We start from the raw sequence: 19,274 nt of genomic DNA on the forward strand, positions 1-19,274 counted from the left end.
GAGCAGCGGTTGAAGGCCACCCGATCGGCGCATACCAGATGCATACGGGTGGCCGGGGCGCATTCGGGCAACCGTCGACGACCGCTGCCCGTGGAAGCCTTCTGCGGCCTACTGTTGAGATGTGCGCCTGCCGTGCCCAGCTGCGGTTGGGGCAACCCCGTGCTCCTCAGGAGCACGGGAAAGGGTTTTCCAACGCGGCGCCGTAGAGGGTTTGTCGGGCAACGGGCCGCGTGGCGTGGGCACCGCCGGCTGTGAGAGGGACGGGAATGGAACCGACCGAGAGCGCCGCCCCGTACTCACGGCTGCGCCGGCTGGCCGGCGCATGGCGAGGGAGCCGCCGGGCGCCGGGCACCGCGGAGCGTCCGCGTGACGAGGCGCGGGCCACCGGATCCGCCGTGCCGGCCGGACCGTACACCACCGTGGACGACCGCAGCGCCGTACAGCTCACCGCCGACCACGCCCCCGGGCTGCCCGGAGCCGAGCACGAGCGGCATCTGTCCTGGCCCGCGCTGCCCGCCGGGGTCGTCGCGGCGGCCGGGTTCGTGCTGGGGGCGGGCTTCTACCGGGCGTTCACCGGAAGCCACGCCCTCTTCCCGTCCGGCACCGTCGGCTGGGCCCTCGCCGTGCTCACCGGCGTCATCGTCGGCCACCTCGTCGCGCTCGGCCGCGCCCGCTGGTGGGGCGGCACCGGCTCCGGCGCCGCCCTCACCCTCGCCGTCCTGATCCTCTACGGCTGGGTGCCGGCCGGCATGGTCAGCCTCACCGTCGTCGTCCTGGTCGGCATAGCCAGGCGCCACCGCTGGCGGCAGGGCGTCCTGCACGGCGCGGTGGACATCCTCGGCATCGCCGCCGGCGCGCTGATCCTGGCCGCCTTCGGCCGCGTACCGACCGTCGAGGCCCCCTGGAACCCCGACACCTGGACCCTCTACACGGTCCCCGAGATCGTCCTCGTCGCGGCGACCTATCTCGCGGTCACCCGCACCCTGCTGTGGTACCTGCACGCCCCGCGCACCGGCGGACTGCCCACGGTCGCCCGTACCGCCCTGGTCAGACAGGGCCTGGTCGCGGTTGCGCTGCTCGGCATCGCCCCGCTGGTCTGCGTCGTCGCCGTGGCCAAGCCGGTGCTGCTGCCGCTGTTCGCCATCCCGCTCATAGCCCTCGACTCCACCCTGTGGATGGCCCGGGCCCGGGCGGAGGAGCAGCTGCGCGACCCGCTGACCGGGCTGCCCAACCGCCAGTGGCTCCTCGAACGCATCTGGACCGCCCTGGACGACGCCGAACGCATCGGCGCCCGCTCGGCCCTGATGCTCATAGACCTCGACCGCTTCCGGTCGGTCAACGACACGCTCGGCCATCTCGCCGGTGACCGACTGCTCCTGCAGATAGCCGACCGGCTCCAGCAGGCCCTGCCGCGCGGGGCGGAGGCCGCGCGGCTCGGCGGCGACGAGTTCGCCGTGTTACTGCCGGTCGCCGACTCCACGACGTCCGCGACCCGGGTCGCCCGCAACCTCGTCTCGGCCCTCAGCTCCCCGCTCGACCTCGACGGGCTCACCCTCGTCCTGGAGGCCAGCGCCGGAGTCGCCGTCTTCCCCGACCACGCCCTCGACGCCGAGGGGCTGCTGCGCCGGGCGGACGTGGCGATGTACCAGGCGAAGCGGGACCGTACGGGCGTCGAGGTCTACGAGTCCAAACGGGACTCGAACACCCCGGACCGGCTGGGCCTGCTGGGCGACCTGCGCCGCGCCCTCGACGCCCACGAGGTCGAGCTGCACTACCAGCCCAAGGTCCGCTTCGACGGACAGGTGGCGGGCCTGGAGGCCCTGGTCCGCTGGGTGCACCCGGAGCGCGGGAAGGTGCCGCCGGACGAGTTCATCGCCATCGCCGAGTCCTCCGGGCTGATGCCCCACCTCACGGAGTACGTCCTCGACACCGCGCTCGGCCAGGTCGCCCAGTGGCGCGCGCAGGGGCTGTACGTCCCGGTCGCGGTCAACGTCTCCCCGCGTGACGTCCACACCCCCGGCTTCGCCGGCTCGGTCGCCGCCCGGCTGGCCCGGCACGGCGTCCCCGCGGGCTCCCTCCAGCTGGAGATAACGGAACATGTGCTGCTGGAGGACCCGCAGCGCGCCGCCGACACCCTCGCCGGGCTGACCGGCCACGGCGTGAAGATGTCCCTGGACGACTTCGGCACCGGCTACTCCTCCCTCGTGCATCTGCGCCGCCTCCCCGTCAGTGAACTGAAGATCGACCGCTCGTTCGTGGCCCGCCTCGCGGTCGACGCCGAGGACGCGGAGATCGTCCGCTGCACGGTCGACCTCGCCCATTCCCTCGGCCTGCTGGTCGTCGCCGAGGGCGTCGAGGACGACGAGACCTGGGAACGCCTGCGCGACCTCGGCTGTGACGCCGTACAGGGCTGGCTGGTCGCGGCGGCGATGCCGGCCGAGGAGACGACGGCCTGGCTGCGGGCGCGCGGATCGCGCGGCTGGCAGCGGCCGAGGGCGGCGCTGCCGGCCGCCGCGGCCGACGAGTAGGCACCGCCGGAACCAGCTCCCCGGGACCGGCGTTGAAATGATCAACACCAGTCATCAGGGGGAATGAAGATGTCGCTGTTCGTACCGAAGTTCGACGACTCCGTGGTGGTCCGTGACGCCGAGGCCGAGACCCTCGGCGGCGATCCCGTCGCCGTGAAGCTGCTCGCCGACAGCAGCGCGTCCGGCGGCGCGCTGTCCACCGTGCGCGTCACCCTCGGCCAGGGCGCCGACGGCGCCAAGCCGCATCTGCACCGCAACTCCGCCGAGATGTTCTTCCTGCTCGACGGCGAGGCCCAGCTCCTGTCCGGCGACGACATCGTCACCGCCGAGCGCGGCGACCTCGTCATCGTCCCGCCGGGGAGGCCGCACGCCTTCGCCGCCGCCCCCGGCAGCACGGCCGACCTGCTGATCGTCATCACCCCGGGCGTGGAGCGCTTCGAGTACTTCCGCCATCTCCAGCGCATCCGCCTCGGCGAGGTCGGCCCGGAGAGCATCCTCGAAGTGCAGGAGCTCTACGACAACCACTTCCTGCCCAGCCCCGCCTGGGAGAGCCGCTGAAGGGAAACCGTTTAACGGGCACAGGGCGCTGCCCCATAGGATTGGCCCCAAACCACACACACTCACCCCAGAGGATCGCTGCATGCCTGGCATCACGCGCGAGGAGGTCGCCCACCTCGCCCGGCTGGCGCGTCTGGAGCTGAAGCCCGAAGAGCTCGAGCACTTCGCGGGACAGCTGGACGACATCATCGGCGCGGTCGCACGCGTCAGTGAGGTCGCCGACCAAGACGTACCGCCGACCTCGCACCCGCTCCCGCTGACGAATGTCATGCGGGCGGACGAGGTCCGTCCGTCGCTCACCCCCGAGCAGGCGCTCTCCGGCGCCCCGGCCCAGGAGCAGCAGCGTTTCAAGGTGCCGCAGATCCTGGGGGAGGACTAAGAAGTCATGACGGACAACAACGTCAACATCATCAAGCTCACCGCCGCCGAGACCGCCGCGAAGATCGCTTCCGGTGAGCTCACGGCCGTGCAGGTCACCGAGGCCCACCTCGCCCGTATCGAGGCCGTCGACGAGAAGGTGCATGCCTTCCTGCACGTCGACCGCGAGGGCGCTCTCGCCCAGGCGCGTGCCGTCGACGAGAAGCGGGCCAAGGGCGAGAAGCTCGGTCCGCTCGCCGGTGTGCCCCTCGCGCTGAAGGACATCTTCACCACCGAGGGCATCCCGACGACCGTCGGCTCGAAGATCCTCGAAGGCTGGATCCCGCCGTACGACGCGACCCTCACCAAGAAGCTGAAGGCCGCCGACGTCGTCATCCTCGGCAAGACCAACATGGACGAGTTCGCCATGGGGTCGAGCACCGAGAACAGCGCGTACGGGCCGACCGGCAACCCGTGGGACCTCACCCGCATCCCCGGCGGCTCCGGTGGCGGTTCCTCCGCCGCGCTCGCCGCGCACATGGCGCCCCTCGCCATCGGCACCGACACCGGCGGTTCCATCCGCCAGCCGGCCGCCGTCACCGGCACGGTCGGCGTGAAGCCGACGTACGGGGCCGTCTCCCGCTTCGGCATGGTCGCCTTCTCCTCGTCCCTCGACCAGGGTGGGCCCTGCGCCCGTACGGTCCTGGACGCGGCGCTCCTGCACGAGGTCATCGCCGGCCACGACCCGCTCGACTCCACGTCCATCGACGCCCCGGTCCCGCCGGTCGTCGAGGCCGCCCGCAACGGCAGCGTCCAGGGCATGCGCGTCGGCGTCGTCAAGCAGTTCCGCGGCGAGGGCTACCAGGCCGGTGTCATCCAGCGCTTCGACGAGTCCGTCGCCCTCCTCAAGGAGCTGGGCGCGGAGATCGTCGAGCTGGACTGCCCGTCCTTCGACCTGGCGCTCTCCGCGTACTACCTGATCGCGCCCTCCGAGTGTTCGTCCAACCTCGCCCGCTTCGACGGCCTGCGCTACGGCCTGCGGACCGGCGACGACGGCACGAACTCCGCCGAGGCGGTCACGTCGATCACCCGTGAGGCGGGCTTCGGCCCCGAGGTGAAGCGCCGGATCATGCTCGGCACGTACGCGCTGAGCAGCGGCTACTACGACGCCTACTACGGCAGCGCCCAGAAGGTCCGCACGCTCATCACGCGCGACTTCGAGAAGGCCTTCGAGCAGGTGGACGTCATCGTCTCGCCGACGACACCCACCACCGCCTTCCCGATCGGCGAGCGTGCCGACGACCCGATGGCGATGTACCTGGCCGACCTGTGCACCATCCCGACGAACCTCGCGGGCAACGCGGCGATGTCGCTGCCGTGCGGTCTGGCGCCCGAGGACAACCTCCCGGTCGGCCTCCAGATCATCGCCCCGGCGCTGAAGGACGACCGGCTGTACAAGGTCGGCGCCGCCGTCGAGGCCGCCTTCGTGGAAAAGTGGGGGCACCCGCTTCTCGAGGAGGCACCGTCGCTGTGAGCAAGCTGACCAAGGCCAAGGACTTCAAGAAGTCCAAGTCCGGTACGTACCTGTCGATGGCCACCACCGCGTTCGGCGCGTTGGGTGTCGCCAAGCAGATCAAGAAGGCCCGCACCGAGCAGGACACGCTCCGGCTGATCGACGCCACCGTCTCCGCGGTCGCGATCGTCACCGGCCTCGCCATCCTGTACCGCGAGCTGAAGCGGCTGGGCGACGACGACGTCCTGCTGGGCTGAGAGGGAAGTTTCACCGTGACCACCACGACCGACCTGGTGTCGTACGAGGACGCACTCGCGTCGTACGACCCCGTCATGGGCCTTGAGGTCCATGTCGAACTCGGCACCAAGACCAAGATGTTCTGCGGCTGTTCGACCGAGCTCGGTCAGGACGCCAACACGCAGACCTGCCCCACCTGCCTCGGCCTGCCCGGCGCGCTCCCGGTCGTCAACGCGACCGGCGTCGAGTCGGCGATCAAGATCGGTCTCGCGCTGAACTGCGAGATCGCCGAGTGGTGCCGTTTCGCCCGGAAGAACTACTTCTATCCGGACATGCCGAAGAACTTCCAGACCTCCCAGTACGACGAGCCGATCGCCTTCAACGGCTACCTCGACGTCCAGCTGGAGGACGGCGAGACCTTCCGCGTGGAGATCGAGCGCGCCCACATGGAGGAGGACACCGGCAAGTCGACCCACGTGGGCGGCGCGACGGGTCGTATCCACGGCGCCTCGCACTCGCTGCTGGACTACAACCGCGCCGGCATCCCCCTCATCGAGATCGTCACCAAGCCGATCGAGGGCGCCGGCGAGCGCGCTCCCGAGGTCGCCAAGGCGTACGTCCGTGAGCTGCGCGAGGTCATCCGGGCGCTCGGCGTCTCCGAGGCCCGCATGGAGATGGGCCAGATGCGCTGCGACGTGAACCTGTCGCTGCGCCCGCACGGCACCGAGAAGTTCGGCACCCGCTCGGAGACCAAGAACGTCAACTCGCTGCGTTCCGTGGAGCGCGCGGCCCGGTTCGAGATCCAGCGGCACGCGGCCGTGCTCTCGTCCGGCGGCACGATCATCCAGGAGACCCGGCACTTCCACGAGGACACGGGGTCCACGACCTCGGGCCGCGTGAAGGAGGAGGCCGAGGACTACCGGTACTTCCCGGAGCCGGACCTGGTCCCCGTGGCCCCCTCGCGCGAGTGGGTCGAGGAGATCCGCGCCGGTCTGCCCGAACTGCCGCTGGCCCGCCGCAACCGGCTGCTCGCCGAGTGGGGCATCTCCGCCACCGACATGCAGGCGATCCTCAACGCCGGCGCGCTGGACCCGATCGTCGCCACGATCGACGCCGGTGCCGACGCGGCGTCCGCCCGCAAGTGGTGGATGGGCGAACTGGCGCGCAGCGCCAACGAGTCGGGCACGTCGCTGGACGAGCTGGCCATCACGCCGGTGCAGGTCGCCCGCGTCTCCGAGCTGGTCTCGAAGGGCGACCTCAACGACAAGCTGGCCCGGCAGGTCATCGAGGGCGTCCTCGCGGGCGAAGGCGCCCCGGACGAGGTCGTCGAGAAGCGCGGTCTGAAGGTCGTCTCCGACGAGGGTGCCCTCGGCACCGCCGTCGACGAGGCCATCGCCGGCAACCCGGGCATCGCCGACAAGATCCGCTCCGGCAAGGTCGCCGCGGCCGGCGCCCTGGTCGGCGCGGTCATGAAGGCGACCCGCGGTCAGGCCGACGCGGCCCGCGTCAAGGAGCTGATCCTGGAGAAGCTGGGCGTCAGCGAGGGCTGAGGGTCCTGAAAACGCGTACGGCCCCGGAAGGTTGTCCTCCGGGGCCGTAGTGCTGCTTACTTACGGCGTCCCACGAGTCGTACGAACCCCAGCGTCCGGCCCTCGTCGGCGCGCACCATGTCGGCGACCGAGCGGGCCATCGTGCGGTGGAACTCCTCGGGGCTTTCCTCGGCGACCACGTCGACCCACAACAGCCAGTCCTTCCAGCCGTCGTCGAGCCAGTCGGCCGTCTCGACCTCGACGGCTCCGCTGCGGGTCCAGTGGCGGCGCCACCAGTCGGCGCTGTGGAAGCACCAGAAGTCCGGCTCCCACCACTGCTCGAGGTGCTTCGGCGGCTCCACGCCGTCGATCTCCTCGCGCAGTGCCGGTACGACGATCCCGATCCGCCCGCCCGGCTTCAACAGCCGGGTCAGGGTGGGCAGATACAGGTCGTTGGTGCCGAAGTACTGGTACGCGTCGATGCTCACGATCGCGTCGAAGCCGCCCTCGGCGAACGGCAGGTCGTGCGCCTCGGTGTGCACGGGCAGCACCCGGTCGGCGAAACCGGCCTCGGCGATGCGTCGCGCGTTGTCGTCGGGCTTGATCCACAGGTCGGCCGCGGTGACCTGGACGTCGTACTCCCTGGCCAGGAAGACCGAGGTCATGGCCCGGCCGCAGCCCAGGTCGAGGACGCGCGCACAGGGGCGCAGGGCGTCCAGTCCGAGAGCGGGGGCGAGCCATTCCAGCAGCCACAGCGCGTTCGGGCCCATCTGGTTCTCGATGACCCAGCGGACGTCGTAGCCGTTGCTGCGCGGATAGCGGGGGTGGGTCAGCAGCCGGGTGAGGTCCTCATCCGAGGGCCTCGTTGTCGGGGTGATGTCTGGCATCGGTGAGCGGGCTCCTTGAGTCCGGGAAAACGGAAGGGGATACGTCGGAGCTCGGTCGGACGCTCAAACAATGCACCTGCTTCGGCCAGGGGCGGACAGCCCGGGGGATTCTCAGCCGGACACGCTACGCTCGCCCGCCATGAACGCGCACCCGGATTCCGACTCCGACATACAGGAGGAGTACGACGACCAGGTCCTTGACGCCCGGCGGGCCCGCTGGACGGCGTCCGGGACCGGGGCGCTGCTGGCCCTCGCGGGCCTGGCGGCGTCGGCCCTCCGGCTGAGCGGTGCCGCGCCCGCGCTGGTGCCGGCCGCCTACGCGTTCGGTGCCGTCGTGTGCGCGCTCGCGGCGGTTCTCGGCTCCCGGGGACGCACCCGGCGGGCGCTGTGGCTGCTGATCGCCGGCGTGATGGTGATGGCATGGGGCGACCAGTTCGACTGAGGGTGACAGAGCGGTCGTTACTGTCCTGTGATCTGCCTCCCACTCCTGTGAATAAACCCACGAATGGCATAAACGATCACTTCTGCCTGCAAGAGTGGTCCTCGCATTGCTCATGCGTTCTTTGCGGGCTGTTCACCATTTGAACGACTGTTCCCGGTCAAAGATCCACAATTCACCTCTGGGAGCAGCAACGTGGCAGCCCTCGCGCGCTGGTGTGTCCGACGACGACTCGTCGTCGTTCTGCTGTGGCTCCTCGCCCTCGGCGGAGTCAGTACGGCCGCCGCGCTCACCGGCTCCGCGTACTCCAACGACTACGAGGTCCCGGGCACCGAGTCGGGCCGCGCCACCCAGCTGCTCCAGGAGGGGTTCCCGCGGCTCGGCGGGGACAGCGACACCGTCGTCTGGCACACCGCGTCCGGCACCGGCGGCGTACGCGCCGCCGCCGTCGAGCAGACCATGACCCAGACCCTCGACAAGATCGCCGACCTGCCCGGAGTGGCGTCCGTCGTCGGCCCGTACGACACCCAGAACAGCGCGCAGATCAGCTCCGACGGCCGTACGGCGTACGCGACCGTCACCTTCGAGGAGCGGACGGAGAACCTCGACAAGGCGCAGGTGGAGGCCGTCGTGAAGGCGGCCGAGGGTGCCGAGTCCGATGGGGTCCAGGTGGAGCTGGGCGGCAGCGCCATCGCGCTCACCGAGTCCTCGGGCGGGCATGTCGCCGAGGTCGTCGGGGTGGTCGTCGCCGCGCTCGTGCTGTTCCTCGCCTTCGGCTCGCTCGCCGCCTCGCTGCTGCCCATCGCGACCGCGCTGGTCAGCGTCGGCACCGCCTACGCCGGCATCGTGCTGCTCGGGCACACCATGACCGTCGCCGACTTCGCGCCCATGCTCGGCATGCTGATCGGGCTCGGCGTCGGCATCGACTACGCCCTGTTCATCGTCACCAGACACCGGCGCGGGCTGAAACGCGGGCTGGACGTCGCCGAGTCCATCCAGAACGCCGTCGCCACCACCGGACGGGCCGTCGTGTTCGCGGGTGCCACCGTTTGCATCGCCCTGCTCGGGATGCTGATCCTCCGGCTGAGCTTCCTCAACGGCGTCGCGATCGCCGCCTCGCTGACCGTCGTCCTGACCGTCGCCGCCTCCGTCACCCTGCTGCCCGCCCTGCTGTCCCTCATCGGCATGCGCGCCCTGAGCCGGCGCGAACGGCGGCACCTGACCGAGCACGGACCCCAGCCCGAGCTGCCCACCGGGCTCGCCGCCCGCTGGTCGGCGTTCGTCGAGCGGCACCCCAAGCTGCTCGGCGCGATCGCCCTCGTGGTCATCACCGTCCTGGCCCTGCCCACCCTGGGACTCCGCCTAGGCACCTCCGACCAGGGCAACAACCCCACCTCGTCGACCACCCGCCAGGCCTACGACCTCCTCGCCGACGGCTTCGGCGCCGGCGTCAACGGCCCGCTGACCCTCGTCACCCACGTCGACAGCGCCGAGGACAAGCTGCTCCTCGACAACCTCGACGCCACCATCCGCACCACCGAGGGCGTCGCCTCCGTGACCCCGGTCACCTACAACGCGGGCGGCGACACCGGGTACTTCACGATCATCCCGACCTCGTCCCCGCAGTCCCAGCAGACCAGCGACCTCGTGGACCGGCTGCGCACCGAGGTGCTGCCCCGCGCCGAGACCGGCTCGGCCCTCGACATCCAGGTCGGCGGGGTGACGGCGTCGTACGACGACTTCGCCGACGTGATCGTCGGCAAGCTGCCGCTGTTCGTCGGGGTCGTCATCGGGCTCGGCTGCCTGCTGCTCCTGCTCGCCTTCCGGTCTGTCGGGATTCCGCTGAAGGCCGCCGCGATGAACGTCGCCGCCGTGGCCGCCGCGTTCGGCGTGGTCGTCGCGATCTTCCAGTGGGGCTGGGGGAGCGAGCTCCTCGGCCTGGGCAGGGCCGGGCCGATCGAGCCCTTCCTCCCCGTGATCATGGTGTCCGTGCTGTTCGGGCTCTCCATGGACTACCAGGTGTTCCTGGTCAGCCGGATGTACGAGGAGTGGCTGGAGACCGGTGACAACCGGCGGGCCGTCCGGGTCGGGCTCGCCGAGACCAGCCGGGTCATCAACTCCGCCGCGGTCATCATGATCTCGGTCTTCCTCGCCTTCGTCCTCAGCGGCGACCGCGTGATCGCCATGTTCGGCATCGCGCTGGCCGCCGCGGTCGCCCTGGACGCCTTCGTCCTCCGTACGCTCCTCGTCCCCGCCCTGATGCATCTGCTCGGCGGCGCCAACTGGTGGCTGCCGCGCTGGCTGGACCGCCGGATGCCCCGCATCAGCATCGAGCCGCCCGAGTGCCGTGCGCCCCGTGAAAGGGTGGAGGACGTCGTGGCCGAGCTGGAGAAGGAGCGGGACGAGGATGTACGCGATATCGCTGGGTGACGGGGCGGAACTGCGGCCGCTGGAACCCTGGCACGCCGAGGACTTCCTGGCGAACCTGGAGCGGGGCCGGGAGTTCATCGGGCAGTTCATCGCCTTCGGCTCCCAGGTGGTCGACGTCGACTCCGCGCGGGCGACCCTCCAGCGCTACGCCCAGATGCGCGCCGACGACACCGGCGGCTACCACGGCATCTGGCTGGACGGAAAGCTCGTCGGCGGCGTCCTCACGCTCAACTTCGACGCCGCTCAGGGCAACGCCGAGGTCGGCTGCTGGCTGGAGCCCGCCGCCACCGGACGCGGGCTGATCACCCGGGCGATGCGGCTGCTCATCGACTGGATCGTCGAGGAACGCGGCATCCATCGCGTCGAATGGATCGCCGCCTCCGGCAACACCGCCAGCCTGAACGTGGCCCGGCGCCTGGGGCTCACCCGGGACGGGGTGCACCGGCAGGCGCATCCCTATCGTGGGGTGCGGCACGATCTCGAGGTCTGGTCGGTGCTGGCACCCGAGTGGCGTGCGGCACGCGCGCGGGCCGCTCACAACGATCATTAAGAGACCTCTCAGACTCGCTCCGTACGGTGCGGAGCATGGGAACGAAGACTGTTGACGAGACCGGGGCCGCGACGGGCCCCGAGACCAAGGCCGACGAGGAGACGGTGACCGCCACCGACCTCACCAAGGCCGACCCGACCGACGACGACACCACCGCGGCCGACGCGGTGACCGACGAGAGCGACGAGGACCACGAGGTGCTCGATGGCGCTGCCGGCGACGACTCCGAAGGGCCCACCGGCGTCGGCCAGGGCGCCGCCGCCGTCGTCTCCGCCGCGCTCGGCCTCGTCTCGCTCACCGGCGGCTGGATCGCCACCGTCGCCTCCGCCCGCGAGACCCTCGTAGGCCAGCTGCAGACCTCGTCCACCGCGAGCGTCGCCAAGCAGGTCAAGGAGGTCTACGGCGACGCCTGGCACACCACCGCGCTGTGGGGCGGCCTCTTCGCGCTGGCCGCGCTGCTCGTCGGTGTCTTCGTGCTGGCCCGGCCCGCCTTCGGGGCGCCCGGCAAGCCGCAGGCCGCCTGGATCAAGTCGGTCTCCTGGGCGGGCGTCGCGCTCGGCGTCATCGGCCTGCTCCTGGCCGTCCTCAAGTACACCGACGTCCTGCTCGGACTGCCGTCCACGAGCTGAGTCGTCGCAGTTCACGAGGGGTCTTAGAACTGCCGTAAGCACCTTAGGCAGGTTCTGAGGCCCCTCACGCACGTCTAAGGTCCCAGCGGCCGCCGAAGATGCGGAACTCTCCCGATGTGGCGCACCCGCCTTGGAGACGAAGGTTGAGGCATCGCAGAAAGCGAAGCACGAAACCGAATCTCACAAGGGACCCACACCATGTATGAGTACGAGCTCTCCCAGCTCCGTTCCGACGACCTGATCCGCCAGGCCCAGCAGGACCGTCTCGTCCGCGAGGCCGTCCAGGGCCGCCGCGCCGCCCGCCGTGAGGCAGCCCGCCGCGAAGCGGAGAGCGAGGTGCATACCGGGCGCTCCCGCCGGCACCGGTTCCTGCGCACCGCATGAGCGCCGGGGGGAGGGAGGACGGCCGCACCCGGACACCGGACGCGGCCGTCCTCCTGAAAACCGTGGCATCACTGAAAACCGACGCATCACTGAAGTCCGACGCCGTCCCGCACGCCGGGGCGGCGTCGGAGGGCGTTACGGCGGAGGAGTTTTCGATCGTGGCCGGAGTCAAGATCGCGTCCTCCGCGAAAACCGGTGCCGCGCTGTCGGACCCGCGTGCGATGCTCGGGCCCGTGGAGACCAGGTCCGTCAGTCCCGTGTTCGTCGGCCGTGCAGACGAGCTCGGCACCCTCAACGACGCGCTCGCCCGCGCCGCCGCCGGGGAGCCCCAGGCGCTGCTCATCGGCGGTGAGGCCGGGGTCGGCAAGACGCGCCTCGTCGAGGAGTTCGCCACCACCGCCTGCGGCCGGGGCGCGGTCGTCGCCCTCGGCGGCTGTGTCGAGATCGGCGCCGACGGACTGCCCTTCGCCCCCTTCTCCACCGCCCTGCGCGCCCTGCGCCGCGCACTGCCCGAGGAGCTAGCCGCCGCGGCCGCCGGCCAGGAGGAGGAACTGGCCCGGCTCCTGCCCGAACTGGGCGAGGCCCCCGCCGGACGCCATGACGAGCAGAGCATGGCCCGCCTCTTCGAACTCACCGCCCGCCTCCTGGAACGCGTCGCCGCCGACCGCACCGTCGTCGTCGCCCTGGAGGACCTCCACTGGGCCGACGCCTCCACCCGGCACCTCCTCGCCTACCTCTTCCGCACCCTGCGCACCGGCCGCCTCGTCGTCGTCGCCACCTACCGCGCCGACGACATCCACCGCCGCCACCCGCTGCGCCCCCTGCTCGCCGAACTCGACCGCCTCCGCACCGTCCGCCGCCTCGAACTCGGCCGCTTCAACCACACCGAGGTCGGCCGCCAGATCGCCGGCATCCTCGCCGCCGAACCCGACCCGGCCCAGGTCGACGAGATCTTCGAACGCTCCGACGGCAACGCCTTCTTCGTCGAGGAACTCGCCGTCGCCTCCCACGAGGGCTGCTGCACCGGCCTCACCGACTCCCTGCGCGACCTGCTCCTCGTACGGGTCGAAGGGCTGCCGGAGAGCGCCCAGCGGGTCGCCCGGATCGTCGCCGAAGGCGGCTCCACCGTCGAGTACCGGCTCATCGCCGCCGTCGCCCGGCTTGCCGAGGACGACCTCATCGAGGCCCTGCGCGCCGCCGTCAACGCCAGCATCCTCAGCGCCGCCCCGGACGGCGACGGCTACCGCTTCCGGCACTCCCTGGTCCGCGAGGCCGTCAGCGACGACCTGCTGCCCGGCGAACGCTCCCGCCTCAACCGCCGCTACGCCGAGGCCCTGGAGGCCGACCCGACCCTGGTCCCGGCCGACGCCCGGGTCATGCGGCTGGCCAGCTACTGGTACCACGCCCATGACGCCGCCAAGGCCCTGCCCGCCGTCCTGGACGCCTCCGTCACCGCCCGCCGCCGGCATGCCTTCTCCGAACAACTCCGGCTCCTGGAACGCGCGATGGAGCTGTGGGACACCGCCCCCGAGCACGTCCGGGCCGACCTGCGCCCCGTCGACTACACCGAAGCCTTCCCTCCCTGCGGCTGCGACCCCGCCACCACCCCGCTCCGCTATCTCGACCTGATGGCCGAGGCCGCCGTCGCCGGCCGGCTCGCCGGGGAGCGGGAACGCGCCCTGAAGATCACCAAACGGGCCCTGCACCTGCTGGAGGAGGAGGGCGACCCGGTGCGCGCCGCCTGGTTCTGGGTGATGCGCTCCCGGCTGGTGCAGGCGCTCGCGCGCGGCAACGGCTGGCAGGAACTGGCCACCGCCCAGGACCTGGTCCGCGGCCTGCCGCCCTCGGAGGTGCACGCCGACGTCCTCGCCCAGGTCGCCAACTGGTCCATGGTGCACGTCCCCGGCCCCGAGGCCTTCACGGCCGCCGAACGGGCCGTGGAGTACGCGCGCATGGTCGGCGCCCGCGAGATCGAGATGAGCGCCCGGCTCACCCTCGGCAGCCTCATCGTCCACGCCGGCGACCTCGAAGCCGGCCTGGAGGAGATGTACGAGGTCCGACGCCAGACCACCGAGAACGGCATGACGGCCATCGCCGCCCGCGTCTACGTCAACCTGCCCGACGCCCTCGAAGCCGTCGGCCGCTCCGCCGAAGCCGTGCCCATCCTGGAGGAGGGCGTCGCCCACACCCGGAAGTTCGGCCTCCTCGACAGCGAGGCCTGGGTCTGGGGCAACCTCGCCGAGTCCCTCTTCAGCCTCGGCCGCTGGGACGAGGCCGCCACGGCCGCCGGCAAGTCGGAACACGTCGGCCAGAGCGCGATACCCCGCGGCTTCCGCGCCACCCTCCGCGCCGAACTCGCCCTCGCCCGCGGCGACCTGGCCGAATGCGCCGACCAACTCGCCGCGGCCCGCGGCCACTTCGGCACCCACGACCGCGCACCCCAGCACGAACTCCCCCTCGCCCGCATCACCATCGGCGCCACCGCGGCCGAAGGCCGCCTCCTGGACGCCCGGACCGCCCTCCGCCGCGCCCTGGACGAGGGCTTCCCGCCCGACACCCAGCGCTACGCCTGGCCCCTGCTCCTGACCGCCGCCACCGCGGAGGCCGACGCGCTCGGCCTGCCCGCCACCGAGACCGGCCGCGCCGAGACCCTCCAGGACATCCGCAAGGCCGCCAAGACCCTCGCCACCAACGTGCCCGTCTGGCATGCCTACGAGCACTGGGTCCGCGCCGAACTCCGGCGCGCCGAGGGCCACAGCGACCCCGACGACTGGGCCGCTGTCACCGCCGCCTTCGAGACCCTGGACCGCCCCTACGACCTCGCCCGCGTCCGCCACCGCCTCGCCGAGTCCCTCCTCTCCGTCGGCGGCGAGGACGAGCGCGACCGCGCCACGGAACTGCTCCGCCTCGCCCATGCCGTCGCCGAGCACCTCGGCGCCCGCCCGCTCGCCGACGCCGTCGCCCGGCTCGCCCAGCGCGCCCGCCTGGGCCTGACCCACGCCCCGAAGCAGACCCCGGCCCCCACCGACCAGGCCGAGGCCCTTGGCCTCACCGGCCGGGAACGCGACGTCTTGCGCCTGGTCTCCGCCGGCCGCACCAACCGGCAGATAGCCGAGGAGCTCTTCATCTCCCCGAAGACGGCCAGCGTCCATGTGTCGAACATCCTCGCCAAGCTCGGTGTCTCGGGGCGTGGCGAGGCGGCCGCGGTGGCCCACCGGCTGGGGCTGTTCCCCGCCGAGCGGCTCTCGAGTCGGACGGCGGGGTGACGTTTTACGCTGTAAGCGACGCCGGCCTAGGGAGGTCCTGTGTTCAACCCCTTCGAGGAGCTGTTCCAACCCGGTCGGAAACACACCCGGGACGAACAGAACCGACTGGAACTGACCCGGGTCGATGTCGGTGACGGCGACCCGGGACATGGGCCGATAGACCTCTCGTCCGGGAAGGTCCTCATACGCCGGCCGGAGACCGAGGCGGAGGCATCCGAGGAGGTGCCGGAGGACGAGTGAGGGCGCCCGCCGACTCAGCTCACTGGCCGCTCCGGCTCAGCTCACCCGCGGCTTCAGGCTCAGCTCACCTGTAGCTCCAGAATCCGGTCGTCCCCGTCCTTCGGGTTCCCCCGTCCGTCCGTGTTGCTGGTGACCAGCCACAGTTTGTCGCCGCCCGCCGACACCACCGTGCGCAGCCGGCCGTACTCGCCCTTCAGGAAGGACTGCGGGTCGGCGGAGGCCTCCGTGCCCTTCAACGGGATGCGCCACAGGCGCTGGCCCTTGAGGCCCGCCATCCATATCGAGCCCTCGGCGTAGGCGATGCCGCTGGGGGAGGCGTCGTCCGTGGCCCACTGGGCTATCGGGTTGTGGAAGCTCGAGTCGTCCGACTTGCCCTCGGCCTCGGGCCAGCCGTAGTTGTCGCCGGGCTTGATCGCGTTCAGCTCGTCCCAGGTGTCCTGGCCGAACTCCGAGGCGAAGAGCCGCTGTTTGGTGTCCCAGGCGAGGCCCTGCACATTGCGGTGGCCGTAGGAGTACACCGGGGAGCCGGGGAACGGGTTGCCCGGAGCCGGCTCGCCCTCCGGGGTCAGGCGCAGGATCTTGCCGCCGAGGGACTTCTTGTCCTGGGACAGACCGGTGTTCCCGCTCTCGCCGGTGCCCGCGTAGAGCATCTTGTCGGGGCCGAACGCGATCCGGCCGCCGTTGTGGACGAAGCCCTTCGGGATGCCCTTGAACACCGTGTCCGGCGCTCCCAGCTGCTCGCCGGACGGCTTCTTCTCCTCGTACAGCATGCGGACGATGCGATTGTCGGAGGCCGAGGTGAAGTAGGCGTACACCATGTGGTCCGAGGCGTAGTCGGGGGAGAGGGCCAGGCCCATCAGACCGCCTTCGCCCGCCGGGGACACTCCGGGGACCTCGCCCAGCTCCGTCTTCTTCCCGGTCTCCGCGTCGACCCGGGTGATGGTCGCCTTGTCCCGGGAGGAGACCAGGAGGTCGCCGTCGGGCAGCGGGGCCAGGCCCCAGGGGGTGTCCAGGCCGGTGGCGACGGTACGCAGCACCTTCACCGAGCCCTTCGCGGGCGGCGTCTCCTCGGCGGCCTGTCGGGTGGGGGAGGACGCGGACTTCGACGTCGTACCCCCCGGCGTCGCACCGCCTCCGGCCGGGCCCTCACCGCCGTCGTCGGAGGAGCAGCCGGCCGTCAGCAGGAGCGTGGTCGCGGCCAACACGGCCGTCACAACTCGACGTTGCACGATCTGGTCCCTTCGACGCGGCGGGTTCTCCTTTTCATACACCGCTCGCGCCTCGCGGGTTCCCGATCTCCACGAGCCGATGCACGAAGCCCCCCACAACCCCACGATCCCAGCCCCGGGCCTCTCGCGCCGGGCGTCGGCCTGATCGACCACGCTTTGCCCGGCCTGGGCCTCTCGCGCCGGGTGGCAGCATCGACCACGCCTCGCCCGCCCCGGGCCCCTCGCAGCCGTACGGCGACCTGATCGACCACGGCTCGCCCGGATTGGGCTCCTCGTGCCGGGCGGCGGTCTGAGTAACCACGCCTTGCCCGCCCCGGGCCCTCGCAGCCGTACGGCCGCCTGATCGGCCACGTCTCGGCCCTGTCTCCCGCAGCGTCCGGGCCGTGGCTCAGGTCCGGTGTGGCCGGTCGTCCTCTCAGGGCTGGCTGTCGCGTGTCGCGGGTCTCAGTCCCATGATCCCAGCGCCCCCGGCAGTTCCCCCACCTCCGCCAGGTCCTGGGGCGACAGTCGTAGCGCCGCCGCGCCGGCGTTCTCCCGGGCCCACCGCTCCTGCTTGGTGCCCGGGACCGGGATCACGTGGGGGCCCTGGGCCAGGACCCACGCGAGGGCCACCTGGGCGGGCGTGACGTGCTCGCCGTGGCGGGTCGCCGTGCGGCGCAGGCCCGCGATGATCGGCTGGTTGGCGGCCATCATCTCGGCGGTGAAGCGGGGGTGCCGGGCGCGCAGGTCGTCCGGCTCGAAGCCCTCGCCGGGCGTCAGCGTGCCGGTCAGGAAGCCGTTGCCGAGCGGCATCGCCGCCAGGAAGCCGACGCCCCGCGCCTCGCACCACGGCAGCAGGGACTCCAGCGCCTCAGGCGACCACACCGACAGCTCCGCCTCCACCGCGCTCACCGGGAAGACCTGCTGCACCCGCTGGAGCTGCCTGATCGTCGCGTCGTGCAGACGGGCCCCGGAGCGGCGGCCGCCGCGCGCCCCCATCGCGCAGAAGCCCAGCGCCCGCACCTTCCCGGCCTGCACCAGCTCCGCCATCGCGCCCCAGGTCTCCTCGACCGGCACCTCGGGGTCGGCGCGGTGGAGTTGGTAGAGGTCGATGACGTCCGTCTGGAGGCGCCGCAGTGAGGCGTCGCACGCCCGTTTCACATACCCGGGGCGGCCGTTGGCCACGATGTGCTGCTCGCCCACCAGTAGGCCGACCTTGGTCGACACGAACGCGTCCGCGCGCCGCTCCTTCAACACCCGCCCCACCAGCAGCTCATTGGTGAACGGGCCGTACATGTCGGCCGTGTCCAGGAGCGTCGTGCCCGCGTCGAGCGCTGTGTGCACGGCCCGCAGAGACTCCTCGCCCCGCTGCCGTGACCCGCTGTACGCCCAGCTCATCGGCATACAGCCGAGTCCGACGGCCCCCACCGCGAGTGCCCCCGCGCCGATCGTCCTGCGCTCCACCTGCTCGTGACCCTCCCTCTTCCGGCACCCCACAACCTAACCTCTGCGTCCTCACGCACCTGACATAGCCTCGTGACCATGAGCGCTGACGTGTGGCTTCCCATCCCGCCGGACGAGATCGCGGGGCTCCCCGAGGGCCCCGACTACCTGTTCTGGGACGGGGGTGAGACAGGGGAGCAGGAGTTCCCGGGCGACCCGGCCGACTGCGTCGTCTATGTGGTGCCGTACATGAAGCGGCAGCCCGTCAAGGTCCGCCCGCTGAAGGAGATGCGCAACCTCCAGCTCGTCCAGACGCTCACCGCCGGCGTCGACGACGTCATGGCACAGCTGTCCGACATCGCCCCCGGCGTACGGCTGTGCAACGCGCGCGGGGTGCACGAGGCGAGCACCGCCGAGCTCGCCCTCACCCTGACCCTCGCCTCCCTGCGCGGCATCCCCGGCTTCGTACGGGCCCAGCAACAGGAGCACTGGCAGGGCGACTTCCACCCCGCGCTCGCCGACAAGAACGTCCTCATCGTCGGGTACGGCTCCATCGGCGCCGCGATCGAGGACCGGCTCGTGCCGTTCGAGGTCGCGCGGGTGGCGCGCGTCGCGCGCTCCGCGCGCACCACGGAGCGCGGGCCGGTGCACCCGCTCACCGACCTGCCCGCCCTGCTCCCCGACGCGGACGTCGTCATCCTCTCCACGCCGCTCGACGACTCCACGCGTGGCCTGGTCAACGCCGGGTTCCTGGCCCGGATGAAGGACGGTGCCCTCCTTGTGAACGTCGCGCGCGGAGGCGTCGTCGACACCAAGGCGCTCCTCGCCGAGCTGGAGACCGGCCGCATCACCGCCGCCCTGGACGTCGTCGACCCCGAGCCCCTGCCCAAGGGACACCCGCTCTGGCAGGCGCCCGGCGTGCTCATCAGCCCGCACGTCGGCGGGCCCACGTCCGCCTTCCTGCCGCGCGCAAAACGGTTGCTGGTGGATCAGTTGGGGCGTTTCGTGAACCAGGAGCCCCTGCGCAACGTGATCCTTACGACGGGTCCCACAAGGGCCTGAGTCCTCCGGGCAAC

The 19,274-nt window shown here is 71.4% G+C and carries 17 protein-coding genes; 14 read left to right on the forward strand and 3 right to left on the reverse strand.

Going from position 1 to position 19,274, the window contains the following annotated elements:
* Positions 1-266 precede the first annotated feature (266 nt).
* The 6 genes from IQ210_RS17705 (at position 267) to gatB (ending at position 6,743) form a co-directional block, all read left to right on the forward strand.
* Positions 267-2,528, forward strand: a complete 2,262-nt coding sequence (locus IQ210_RS17705) for a putative bifunctional diguanylate cyclase/phosphodiesterase (RefSeq protein ID WP_194079962.1) — start codon at positions 267-269, stop codon at positions 2,526-2,528.
* A 69-nt stretch (positions 2,529-2,597) separates the two neighbouring features.
* On the forward strand, positions 2,598-3,086 hold the full coding sequence (locus IQ210_RS17710) for a cupin domain-containing protein (protein ID WP_194079963.1): 489 nt from the start codon (positions 2,598-2,600) through the stop codon (positions 3,084-3,086).
* A gap of 82 nt (positions 3,087-3,168) precedes the next feature.
* Positions 3,169-3,465, forward strand: a complete 297-nt coding sequence (gatC, locus tag IQ210_RS17715) for an Asp-tRNA(Asn)/Glu-tRNA(Gln) amidotransferase subunit GatC (RefSeq protein WP_007384860.1) — start codon at positions 3,169-3,171, stop codon at positions 3,463-3,465.
* A 6-nt stretch (positions 3,466-3,471) separates the two neighbouring features.
* A complete protein-coding gene (gatA, locus tag IQ210_RS17720) occupies positions 3,472-4,977 on the forward strand; it encodes an Asp-tRNA(Asn)/Glu-tRNA(Gln) amidotransferase subunit GatA (protein ID WP_194079964.1) in 1,506 nt (501 codons plus the stop codon).
* Positions 4,974-5,213: a hypothetical protein gene (locus tag IQ210_RS17725; RefSeq protein ID WP_059198130.1), complete on the forward strand. Its 240-nt coding sequence runs from the start codon at positions 4,974-4,976 to the stop codon at positions 5,211-5,213. The genes gatA and IQ210_RS17725 overlap by 4 nt, the downstream gene beginning before the upstream one ends.
* Before the next feature lie 15 nt (positions 5,214-5,228).
* The gene (gene gatB, locus IQ210_RS17730; RefSeq protein WP_194079965.1) at positions 5,229-6,743 is read left to right on the forward strand and encodes an Asp-tRNA(Asn)/Glu-tRNA(Gln) amidotransferase subunit GatB; all 1,515 of its coding nucleotides are present in this window, start codon (positions 5,229-5,231) and stop codon (positions 6,741-6,743) included.
* A 56-nt stretch (positions 6,744-6,799) separates the two neighbouring features.
* Here the strand turns inward: gatB and IQ210_RS17735 are convergent, their stop codons facing one another.
* Entirely contained in the window at positions 6,800-7,609 is an 810-nt protein-coding gene (locus tag IQ210_RS17735) for an SAM-dependent methyltransferase (RefSeq protein ID WP_194079966.1), read from the reverse strand.
* Positions 7,610-7,748: 139 nt separating this feature from the next.
* On the opposite strand from IQ210_RS17735, the gene IQ210_RS17740 reads away from it, so the two are divergent.
* The 7 genes from IQ210_RS17740 (at position 7,749) to IQ210_RS17770 (ending at position 15,547) form a co-directional block, all read left to right on the forward strand.
* Positions 7,749-8,051 carry a hypothetical protein gene (locus IQ210_RS17740; RefSeq protein ID WP_194079967.1) on the forward strand — a complete coding sequence of 101 codons (303 nt, stop codon included), beginning with the start codon at positions 7,749-7,751 and terminating at the stop codon, positions 8,049-8,051.
* A 192-nt stretch (positions 8,052-8,243) separates the two neighbouring features.
* Positions 8,244-10,478 carry an MMPL family transporter gene (locus tag IQ210_RS17745; protein WP_194079968.1) on the forward strand — a complete coding sequence of 745 codons (2,235 nt, stop codon included), beginning with the start codon at positions 8,244-8,246 and terminating at the stop codon, positions 10,476-10,478.
* Positions 10,456-11,028: a GNAT family N-acetyltransferase gene (locus tag IQ210_RS17750; RefSeq protein ID WP_194079969.1), complete on the forward strand. Its 573-nt coding sequence runs from the start codon at positions 10,456-10,458 to the stop codon at positions 11,026-11,028. Before IQ210_RS17745 ends, IQ210_RS17750 begins: the two co-directional genes overlap by 23 nt.
* Positions 11,029-11,063: 35 nt before the next feature.
* Positions 11,064-11,657 (forward strand): hypothetical protein, encoded by a 594-nt coding sequence (locus tag IQ210_RS17755; RefSeq protein ID WP_194079970.1) that lies wholly within the window; start codon positions 11,064-11,066, stop codon positions 11,655-11,657.
* Positions 11,658-11,855: 198 nt separating this feature from the next.
* Positions 11,856-12,041, forward strand: a complete 186-nt coding sequence (locus tag IQ210_RS17760; RefSeq protein WP_194079971.1) for a hypothetical protein — start codon at positions 11,856-11,858, stop codon at positions 12,039-12,041.
* Between the two features lie 221 nt (positions 12,042-12,262).
* On the forward strand, positions 12,263-15,307 hold the full coding sequence (locus IQ210_RS17765; RefSeq protein WP_194080030.1) for a helix-turn-helix transcriptional regulator: 3,045 nt from the start codon (positions 12,263-12,265) through the stop codon (positions 15,305-15,307).
* Positions 15,308-15,346: 39 nt separating this feature from the next.
* Positions 15,347-15,547: a DUF6191 domain-containing protein gene (locus IQ210_RS17770; RefSeq protein WP_194079972.1), complete on the forward strand. Its 201-nt coding sequence runs from the start codon at positions 15,347-15,349 to the stop codon at positions 15,545-15,547.
* A 59-nt stretch (positions 15,548-15,606) separates the two neighbouring features.
* Here IQ210_RS17770 and IQ210_RS17775 read toward each other — a convergent pair whose 3' ends face one another.
* On the reverse strand, positions 15,607-16,761 hold the full coding sequence (locus IQ210_RS17775; RefSeq protein ID WP_194080031.1) for a PQQ-dependent sugar dehydrogenase: 1,155 nt from the start codon (positions 16,759-16,761) through the stop codon (positions 15,607-15,609).
* 459 nt (positions 16,762-17,220) lie between these two features.
* Positions 17,221-18,219 carry an aldo/keto reductase gene (locus tag IQ210_RS17780; protein ID WP_194079973.1) on the reverse strand — a complete coding sequence of 333 codons (999 nt, stop codon included), beginning with the start codon at positions 18,217-18,219 and terminating at the stop codon, positions 17,221-17,223.
* Positions 18,220-18,297: 78 nt separating this feature from the next.
* Between IQ210_RS17780 and IQ210_RS17785 the strand changes: the two genes are divergently transcribed.
* Complete coding sequence (locus IQ210_RS17785; RefSeq protein ID WP_194079974.1) at positions 18,298-19,260, forward strand: 2-hydroxyacid dehydrogenase; 963 nt, start codon at positions 18,298-18,300, stop codon at positions 19,258-19,260.
* The last annotated feature ends 14 nt before the right edge of the window (positions 19,261-19,274 follow it).

It is taken from the genome of Streptomyces justiciae (genome assembly GCF_015163075.1).
Lineage (GTDB): Bacteria > Actinomycetota > Actinomycetes > Streptomycetales > Streptomycetaceae > Streptomyces > Streptomyces justiciae.

Coding starts and splice junctions, on each gene's coding strand:
- IQ210_RS17705 (WP_194079962.1), top strand. CDS start 267: ATGGAACCGACCGAGAGCGCCGCCCCGTACTCACGGCTGCGCCGGCTG.
- IQ210_RS17710 (WP_194079963.1), top strand. CDS start 2,598: ATGTCGCTGTTCGTACCGAAGTTCGACGACTCCGTGGTGGTCCGTGAC.
- gatC (WP_007384860.1), top strand. CDS start 3,169: ATGCCTGGCATCACGCGCGAGGAGGTCGCCCACCTCGCCCGGCTGGCG.
- gatA (WP_194079964.1), top strand. CDS start 3,472: ATGACGGACAACAACGTCAACATCATCAAGCTCACCGCCGCCGAGACC.
- IQ210_RS17735 (WP_194079966.1), bottom strand. CDS start 7,609: ATGCCAGACATCACCCCGACAACGAGGCCCTCGGATGAGGACCTCACC.
- IQ210_RS17740 (WP_194079967.1), top strand. CDS start 7,749: ATGAACGCGCACCCGGATTCCGACTCCGACATACAGGAGGAGTACGAC.
- IQ210_RS17750 (WP_194079969.1), top strand. CDS start 10,456: ATGTACGCGATATCGCTGGGTGACGGGGCGGAACTGCGGCCGCTGGAA.
- IQ210_RS17755 (WP_194079970.1), top strand. CDS start 11,064: ATGGGAACGAAGACTGTTGACGAGACCGGGGCCGCGACGGGCCCCGAG.
- IQ210_RS17760 (WP_194079971.1), top strand. CDS start 11,856: ATGTATGAGTACGAGCTCTCCCAGCTCCGTTCCGACGACCTGATCCGC.
- IQ210_RS17765 (WP_194080030.1), top strand. CDS start 12,263: ATGCTCGGGCCCGTGGAGACCAGGTCCGTCAGTCCCGTGTTCGTCGGC.
- IQ210_RS17785 (WP_194079974.1), top strand. CDS start 18,298: ATGAGCGCTGACGTGTGGCTTCCCATCCCGCCGGACGAGATCGCGGGG.